The organism is Bacillus cereus group sp. N8 (assembly GCF_016483685.1).
GTDB lineage: Bacteria > Bacillota > Bacilli > Bacillales > Bacillaceae_G > Bacillus_A > Bacillus_A proteolyticus.
In genome coordinates this window covers 383,834-392,021 of the sequence record NZ_JAEHBK010000003.1, presented here as the reverse complement: position 1 = coordinate 392,021, position 8,188 = coordinate 383,834, and the positions used below count along the sequence as shown (strand labels likewise).

Sequence of the window (8,188 nt, the reverse complement as noted above, 5' to 3'; positions counted from 1 at the left end):
GGTAGCACCAGTAGCGCCAGTGTTGCCTCTAGGTCCGGTAGCACCAGTAGCGCCAGTGTTGCCTCTAGGTCCGGTAGGTCCAGTAGGTCCTCTGCCGAACGAAGCTGAATTAACTAGGGTGGTTTGTAATTCGGCTATTAGTTTAAGGAGTTCTTGGAGTGTACACGGGTCAATTCGGAATAGTTTGGTAATGTATAGTAAATAATTAATTAGGTTTTGAAGTTCAATAAATACGGCGCTTGCTACGAAGTTTGGATTTTTTAATATAGTTATTAAATTTTTAATAATGGCCAATCCTTGTGCTTTCAGAGCGGAAGTGGCGTCTAGTGAACAGATGAATTTGCTTAGTAGTTGCAATGTATCTATTAGATCCTCTATGTTTTTTTGGGATGGATTAGCGAAAAGTTTTGGAATTATTTTTATTAAATCGTTAATGATTGCTCGAAATGTTCTAATTTGTGCTTTAGAAATTGGGATTGATGGGGTATTTGGGATTCGTCCGGCGCTACTTGGAAAGCATGGCTTGGAGTATTTATTTTCATTGTCGTTATAACGAGACATTAAATCTCTCCTTTCTAATGAGAATGTGAACGAAACTCATCATAGTAGATGCAAAAAATAGTTAAATGGTCATAATAAAATTGTTTGTTTAAAGAAAAAATAGAAAAAACGCCTTAATTTAAGGCGTTTTTTCTATTTTCTGCGTATTGATAATATCGTTTTAGTGAAATTTTTGATTTGAATCCAGCTAGTTTTATAATTTCTGACTCCGGAGTTTCTTTTTTTATTAAGTTTAAAATATAGGTGTTACGAAAGTGTTGTCCTGAGATTCCTTTTCGTAAATTAGCTCTAGCTACTTCGAGGCGAATCATTTTTTGGATAGCGATTTCTGTTAATCCTTTCGGCGCATCATTTTCGTATACCCATCTGTATGTTCCGCGATTAAAATCGAATGCGACAAACAGTGGGTCATTACTATGGTATTTTGGACGAACGGGTTCAGGAATGCTTTTGTAGTAAGTGTACAGTTGTTTTTTGTCTTCTTTCGTTAATGAAATTGTTCTTTCTACCCCTGCGGTTGCTGGGATAGATAATGTGTTAGTTTCAAAGTGAACGTGATGCATAGTTAATGCTGTAAGTTCCTGTAAGGATAAACCATAGTCGATTAATAAGTTTAAAATAGTGATATTACGATCCATTAATAAAGGGCGCACAGGACGTTGTTTTTCTGAAAGGCCTTCCAATGAAGTGACTATGTGTTTTAATCTTTTTTCTTCATCAGATGAAATGAAATCTTCGTTACGTAGTGTGCGATCTGGTTGAATGGAAATTTCCATATTTTTCAATGGATTGGGAATGTTAAGAAAATGATGCATTCTATTTAGTACAATAAATACACGGTGCATTGTTTTCTCTGAGTAGTGTCGATTCTTTTTTAAGTCGGAAAAGTAATCTTCATAGTCTTTTGTACAAAGTGTCGCCCATATATTACTGGAAGGGAGCTTTTGTTTTTTTTCTAACCAATGTCCGAAATCTTCGATGTCATAAACATAACGTTTAATGGTTGAAGGCTTTCGACCTTTATTCAATAAAAAAATAGAAAAGGCTTGTATTGTATCATGGAATTCCGTTGTTTCCATAGTCCCACCACCTTAATTATTTCTTATATTATAGCAAACTTTTCTGAAAATAGGCATTTGAAAGAGAGACTGGAATAATAATATTTGGTGAGTGGATAAAATGAGGTGATTGTATGGAACAATCGATGCGTAAGAAAAATAACAATCAAATTAATATTGTATTAAACCATCGAAAAAAAATTTCGTTACCGGCATCAGAAAATAAAGCAGTAATTTCAAGTGAAACCACTACTAAACATGAGATGTTGCAGAGAATTGAAGAAGAGATGGGAAAACTTGTTGGGATGGATGATATAAAAAAGATAATAAAAGAAATTTATGCTTGGATTTTTGTGAATAAAAAAAGGCAAGAGGTGGGGTTGAAGTCTGAGAAGCAAGTGCTTCACATGTTATTTAGGGGTAATCCCGGTACTGGGAAGACAACCGTTGCTAGAATGATAGGGAAATTGTTGTTTGAGATGAATATTTTATCGAAAGGGCATTTAGTTGAAGCTGAACGTGCTGATCTTGTAGGTGAGTACATCGGTCATACAGCACAAAAGACAAGGGATTTAATAAAGAAGGCTATGGGAGGGATTTTATTTATTGATGAGGCGTATTCATTAGCGAGGGGTGGAGAGAAGGATTTTGGGAAGGAAGCTATTGATACACTTGTGAAGCATATGGAAGATAAGCAACACGGCTTTGTATTAATTTTAGCTGGATATTCAAGAGAGATGAATCATTTTCTTTCATTAAATCCAGGGTTACAATCTCGTTTTCCGTTTATTATTGAATTTGCGGATTACTCGGTAAATCAGTTGTTGGAAATTGGGAAGAGAATGTATGAAGAGCGTGAATATCAGTTGTCGAAAGAAGCAGAGTGGAAATTTAGAGATCATTTACACGCGGTAAAGTATTCGTCACAAATTACATCGTTTAGTAATGGGCGATACGTACGGAATATTGTTGAAAAATCAATTCGCACACAAGCTATGCGATTGTTACAAGAGGATACGTATGATAAATATGATTTGATTGGGATATCAAGTATGGATTTGATGCTTGAAGAGGAGACGCACAGTACGTAAACTGTGCGTCTGTTTTTTGTGTATAAGTGTATTTACTCTTTTTTCGCTTTTTCTTGGTAAGATTTATGGAAGCGCTCCATTTTAGCGCTTTTTTCGTGTGTTGAATTAGGATCGTGTTCAATTTGACCTACTGAGCTTTTTTGAGCACCTTTATTAACGTGGTTTGTCATTTGTATTCACCTCACTTTAAAAATTAGTATAAACATTATGTGAAGAAAAACTCGTTAGAAAAGAAAAACCTCTTTACGATATGTAAAGAGGTTAGAGTGCTATTTATGCATTGAACGTTCATTTGTATCGATGCGTCGATGCGGTAAATGCCATTTGTAATGAATAGAAATCATGCGGAAGCAAACAATTAAAATGAATAAGGTGTATAGAGCCCAATCGCTAACGATAATTTTAGCGCCAATTAAGAAACCTGCTAAAATTGTCCAAAACGCATATACTTCAGCTCGAAGGACAAGAGGTTTTCTGCGAGCTAAAAGATCACGAATAATACCACCGCCGATGCCGGTTAAAACTGCAGCTACAATTGTAGCGCTAATTGGTAAATCTAGTTTTTGAGCATATAGTGCTCCTTGTACAGCGAATGCTGATAAGCCGATGGCGTCCGTGATGTTTTCCCACTTTTTCCAATGTCTAATTAATTTATTTGGAAAAAGAAAAATAATCGTCATTGATAAAAGTGCGATTTGGAATAACATGTCTTGTTGCCAAAATGCGACGATTGGATAACCGATTAATAAATTACGAAGGGCACCTCCCCCAAATGCGGTTGCCATTCCTAAAATATATACCCCGAAAATATCATAATCTTCTTCCATTGCAACAATGGCTCCGCTTAGTGCGAAGGCGATTGTGCCTATGATGCTAAAAATCTCCCATGCCATGAATTTTCTCCCCCGCTAACTAGATGAAATATGCTTCCTCTGCTATTATATTAGAAGGTTTAAAATTCGAAAAGGATGAGTGAACATATTTGATGGAAGAAAAAGAAAAAGTCATATTAGTTGGCTGTCAATTGTCGCAAGATGATGATGAAAAATTTATGCATTCCATGAAAGAACTTGCATCGCTAGCTAAGACTGCTCGAGCGGAAGTGTTAGTATCAACGACGCAAAAACGTCCGAAGTTCCATCCGGCGACTTATATAGGGAAAGGTAAATTAGAAGAGCTTGCGGCTTTAACTGAAGAATTAGAACCAGCAGTTATTATATTTAATAACGAGTTAACACCGAGTCAAATTCGAAATCTATCTTCGGTGTTAGATGCAAGAGTAATTGATCGAACGCAATTAATATTAGATATTTTTGCGCAACGTGCGAAATCGAGAGAAGGTAAGCTTCAAGTAGAATTAGCTCAGTTGCAATATACGATGCCGCGCCTTATGGGGCAAGGTTTGTCTTTATCTCGTCTGGGTGGCGGGATTGGTACAAGAGGACCGGGAGAGACAAAACTTGAAACAGATCGTCGTCATATTCGATCGCGTATTGATGAAATAAAGAAACAACTTGCGGTTGTTGTGGAACATCGGAAAAGATATCGTGAGAGAAGAAAAGATAATAAAGTATTTCAAATTTCGTTAATAGGATATACGAATGCAGGGAAATCCACGTTGTTTAATAGGTTAACGGAAGCGGATACGTTTGAAGAAAACTTATTGTTTGCAACGTTAGATCCGACAACAAGGAAGATGCCATTACCTTCTGGTTATACAGTGCTACTGACTGATACAGTTGGTTTTATACAAGATTTACCTACGTCACTAATTGCTGCTTTTCGTTCTACGTTAGAAGAAGCTGGTGAAGCGGATGTGATTTTGCATGTTGTTGATTCGGCAGACCCTAATTACGTAGGGCATGAGCAAACGGTAAAAGAATTATTGTCAGACCTTGAAATTAATCATATTCCTATTATTACGCTTTATAATAAAAAGGATAAGTTGCATCAAAATTTCATTCCATTTCCGAAAAGTGACTTCTTAATGACTAGTGCTTTTGAAGAAAGTGACTTATTACATATAAAAGAAGCAATAGAAAAACAGATGAAGGAAGAAATGGATCGTTATCAAGTGGAAATTCCTCCGAGTGAAGGCAAGTTGTTAACGCTATTAAAGACAGAGACGCTATTAACAAAGATGGAGTTTTTGGAAGGAAAATTTGTATATGATTGTACAGGGTATATATTTGCTCATTCATCGCTTAATGGGCAATTAAAGAGATATTTAGTGGAAGAAGGAGAAAATAAACATGTTTGATCGTTTGAAAAATGGAGAAAAAATTGCTCCGATCGTAAAAGAAGTAGAGAGCCAGATTACAGAAGTACATAAACGTGCGGATGAAGTAATTGAAAGTAATCAGTTTCGTGTATTAGAAAGTTTTCGTAAACATAAAATTAGCGATTCGCATTTTATTCCGACGACAGGTTATGGTTATGATGATATTGGCCGTGACACGTTAGAGAAAGTGTATGCTGATGTATTTGGAGCGGAAGCTGGTCTTGTTCGTCCGCAAATCATTTCAGGAACTCACGCTATTTCAACAGCTTTATTTGGTATTTTACGTCCGGGAGATGAGTTGCTATACATAACGGGGAAACCGTATGATACGTTAGAAGAAATCGTTGGTGTACGCGGAAAAGGTGTAGGTTCATTTAAAGAATATAATATTGGCTATAATGCAGTTCCGCTTACTGAAGAGGGGCTTGTTGATTTTGAAGCTGTTGCAGCCGCAATTCATAGTAATACGAAGATGGTTGGTATTCAACGCTCGAAAGGTTATGCTACTCGTCCGTCATTTACTATTTCTCAAATTAAAGAGATGGTAGCGTTTGTTAAAGAAATTAAGCCTGATGTTGTTGTATTTGTAGATAACTGTTATGGCGAGTTTATTGAAGAGCAAGAGCCATGTCATGTTGGTGCAGATTTAATGGCAGGTTCGCTTATTAAGAACCCTGGCGGTGGAATTGTTAAAACTGGTGGTTACATTGTTGGTAAAGAGCAGTATGTTGAAGCGTGTGCATATCGTTTAACATCTCCAGGAATCGGTGCGGAAGCAGGAGCGTCTTTATACAGTCTGCAAGAAATGTATCAAGGTTTCTTCTTAGCACCGCATGTAGCGGGACAAGCGCTAAAAGGTGCGATTTTTACAGCTGCATTTTTAGAAAAGTTAGGAATGAATACATCACCAGCATGGAATGCGCCAAGGACGGATTTAATTCAGTCTGTTCAATTTGACGATAAAGATCGTATGATAGCGTTCTGTCAAGCGATTCAATACGCATCGCCGATTAATTCTCACTTCACGCCGTATGCGAACTATATGCCAGGTTATGAAGATGATGTAATTATGGCTGCGGGAACGTTTATTCAAGGTGCGAGTATTGAATTGTCTGCTGATGGCCCGATTCGACCACCGTATGTTGCATATGTGCAAGGTGGATTAACGTATTCGCATGTTAAAATTGCGATTTGTTCTGCAATCGATGCATTAATTGAAAAGGATTTATTAACAATTTCTTAAAGGGAAGCTGTCGATTTCGACGGCTTTTTTTCGTGTGAAAGTAATGATTTGTGCAATTAGAAAAAAGAATGAAAAAATTTATAAAAAAATCATGTAAGAAAAGCTAACATCTATTGACACTAAACATAACATGGTATAAAATGAGAAGCAGTTAAGGCGAAGGAGGAACTGAAACGATGAAAGAAGATAGACGTTCTGCTCCGCTGTTTCCTATTGGTATTGTTATGGATTTAACACAATTATCTGCACGTCAAATTCGCTACTATGAAGAGCATAATCTTGTTTCTCCAACCCGTACAAAGGGGAATCGTAGATTATTTTCATTTAACGATGTAGATAAGTTGTTAGAGATTAAAGATTTATTAGATCAAGGCTTGAATATGGCTGGTATTAAACAAGTGTTACTAATGAAAGAAAATCAAACAGAAGCAGTGAAAGTAAAAGAAGAAACGAAAGAAATTTCAAAAACTGAGCTTCGCAAAATACTTCGAGACGAACTACAACATACAGGTAGATTTAATCGAACTTCATTGCGACAAGGTGACATTTCAAGGTTTTTTCACTAAAGATAACTGATTCTGAAGGTGTTTAGAGGGACTAAGGAGGAATTTATAATGGCTAGGTACACAAGAGAAGATATTTTCCGTTTGGCGAAAGAAGAGAATGTAAAGTATATCCGCTTACAATTTACAGACCTTTTAGGAGTAATTAAAAACGTAGAAATTCCAGTGAGCCAATTAACAAAGGCTCTTGATAACAAAATGATGTTTGATGGATCTTCTATTGAAGGTTTTGTACGTATTGAAGAATCTGATATGTATTTATATCCTGACTTAGATACTTGGGTAATTTTCCCATGGACTGCTGAAAAAGGTAAAGTTGCTCGTCTAATTTGTGACATTTACAATGCGGATGGCACTCCGTTTGATGGAGACCCACGTAACAACTTAAAACGTGTGTTAAAAGAAATGGAAGCTTTAGGATTCTCAGATTTCAATCTTGGACCAGAGCCAGAATTCTTCCTATTTAAAGTAGATGAAAAAGGAAATCCAACATTAGAATTAAACGATAACGGTGGATACTTCGACCTTGCACCGATGGATTTAGGGGAAAACTGTCGTCGTGATATCGTTCTTGAACTTGAAGAAATGGGCTTTGAAATTGAAGCATCTCACCATGAGGTTGCACCAGGTCAACACGAAATTGACTTTAAATATGCAAATGCAATTCGCTCATGTGATGACATTCAAACATTCAAACTTGTTGTAAAAACAATTGCTCGTAAACATGGTTTACACGCAACATTTATGCCGAAACCATTATACGGTGTGAACGGTTCAGGTATGCACTGTAACTTATCATTATTTAAAAATGGAGAGAACGTATTCTTCGATCAAAACGGTGATTTACAATTAAGTGATGATGCTCGTCACTTTATCGCAGGTATTTTAAAACACGCACCAGCATTTACAGCGGTAGCAAACCCAACTGTAAACTCTTACAAGCGTTTAGTACCTGGATACGAAGCTCCTTGTTACGTAGCATGGTCTGCACAAAACCGTAGCCCATTAGTACGTATCCCTGCATCTCGTGGTATTAGTACACGCGTAGAAGTACGTAGTGTTGACCCAGCTGCAAACCCATATTTAGTAATGGCTACATTATTAGCGGCAGGTCTTGACGGAATTAAAAACAAATTAACTCCGCCGGCTGCAGTAGACCGTAACATCTACGTAATGACAAAAGAAGAGCGCGAAGAAGCGGGTATCGTTGACTTACCAGCAACATTAGCGCAAGCGTTAGTTACATTACAATCTAATGAAGTAGTATGCGGTGCACTAGGAGAGCATTTACTTGAGCACTTCATCGAAGCGAAAGAGATTGAGTGGGATATTTTTAGAACTCAAGTTCACCAATGGGAACGCGATCAATATATGTCTCTATACTAAGAGAG

The 8,188-nt window shown here is 37.0% G+C and carries 9 protein-coding genes; 5 read left to right on the top strand and 4 right to left on the bottom strand.

Annotation, left to right across the window (positions count from 1 at the left end):
* Positions 1-561: collagen-like protein (locus JDS80_RS08375; RefSeq protein ID WP_199637975.1), on the bottom strand; the 561-nt coding region annotated here is incomplete at its 3' end.
* A gap of 113 nt (positions 562-674) precedes the next feature.
* Entirely contained in the window at positions 675-1,640 is a 966-nt protein-coding gene (locus tag JDS80_RS08370) for a tyrosine-type recombinase/integrase (protein ID WP_098890279.1), read from the bottom strand.
* A gap of 113 nt (positions 1,641-1,753) precedes the next feature.
* Between JDS80_RS08370 and spoVK the strand changes: the two genes are divergently transcribed.
* A complete protein-coding gene (gene spoVK / locus JDS80_RS08365; RefSeq protein WP_000438191.1) occupies positions 1,754-2,710 on the top strand; it encodes a stage V sporulation protein K in 957 nt (318 codons plus the stop codon).
* 32 nt (positions 2,711-2,742) lie between these two features.
* Here spoVK and JDS80_RS08360 read toward each other — a convergent pair whose 3' ends face one another.
* Positions 2,743-2,880 carry a hypothetical protein gene (locus JDS80_RS08360; RefSeq protein ID WP_199637973.1) on the bottom strand — a complete coding sequence of 46 codons (138 nt, stop codon included), beginning with the start codon at positions 2,878-2,880 and terminating at the stop codon, positions 2,743-2,745.
* A 99-nt stretch (positions 2,881-2,979) separates the two neighbouring features.
* Complete coding sequence (locus JDS80_RS08355) at positions 2,980-3,603, bottom strand: trimeric intracellular cation channel family protein (RefSeq protein ID WP_071747729.1); 624 nt, start codon at positions 3,601-3,603, stop codon at positions 2,980-2,982.
* Between the two features lie 92 nt (positions 3,604-3,695).
* Between JDS80_RS08355 and hflX the strand changes: the two genes are divergently transcribed.
* From hflX to glnA, 4 genes are all read left to right on the top strand, one after another.
* Positions 3,696-4,970, top strand: coding sequence for a GTPase HflX (hflX, locus tag JDS80_RS08350; RefSeq protein WP_071747728.1), 1,275 nt, complete (start codon positions 3,696-3,698; stop codon positions 4,968-4,970).
* Positions 4,963-6,234 (top strand): methionine gamma-lyase family protein, encoded by a 1,272-nt coding sequence (locus JDS80_RS08345; RefSeq protein WP_071747727.1) that lies wholly within the window; start codon positions 4,963-4,965, stop codon positions 6,232-6,234. Before hflX ends, JDS80_RS08345 begins: the two co-directional genes overlap by 8 nt.
* A 176-nt stretch (positions 6,235-6,410) precedes the next feature.
* Entirely contained in the window at positions 6,411-6,800 is a 390-nt protein-coding gene (glnR, locus tag JDS80_RS08340; protein ID WP_000656783.1) for a transcriptional repressor GlnR, read from the top strand.
* A 48-nt stretch (positions 6,801-6,848) separates the two neighbouring features.
* Complete coding sequence (glnA, locus tag JDS80_RS08335; RefSeq protein ID WP_000135338.1) at positions 6,849-8,183, top strand: type I glutamate--ammonia ligase; 1,335 nt, start codon at positions 6,849-6,851, stop codon at positions 8,181-8,183.
* Positions 8,184-8,188 lie beyond the last annotated feature (5 nt).

Coding starts and splice junctions, on each gene's coding strand:
- JDS80_RS08370 (WP_098890279.1), bottom strand. CDS start 1,640: ATGGAAACAACGGAATTCCATGATACAATACAAGCCTTTTCTATTTTT.
- spoVK (WP_000438191.1), top strand. CDS start 1,754: ATGGAACAATCGATGCGTAAGAAAAATAACAATCAAATTAATATTGTA.
- JDS80_RS08360 (WP_199637973.1), bottom strand. CDS start 2,880: ATGACAAACCACGTTAATAAAGGTGCTCAAAAAAGCTCAGTAGGTCAA.
- JDS80_RS08355 (WP_071747729.1), bottom strand. CDS start 3,603: ATGGCATGGGAGATTTTTAGCATCATAGGCACAATCGCCTTCGCACTA.
- hflX (WP_071747728.1), top strand. CDS start 3,696: ATGGAAGAAAAAGAAAAAGTCATATTAGTTGGCTGTCAATTGTCGCAA.
- JDS80_RS08345 (WP_071747727.1), top strand. CDS start 4,963: ATGTTTGATCGTTTGAAAAATGGAGAAAAAATTGCTCCGATCGTAAAA.
- glnR (WP_000656783.1), top strand. CDS start 6,411: ATGAAAGAAGATAGACGTTCTGCTCCGCTGTTTCCTATTGGTATTGTT.
- glnA (WP_000135338.1), top strand. CDS start 6,849: ATGGCTAGGTACACAAGAGAAGATATTTTCCGTTTGGCGAAAGAAGAG.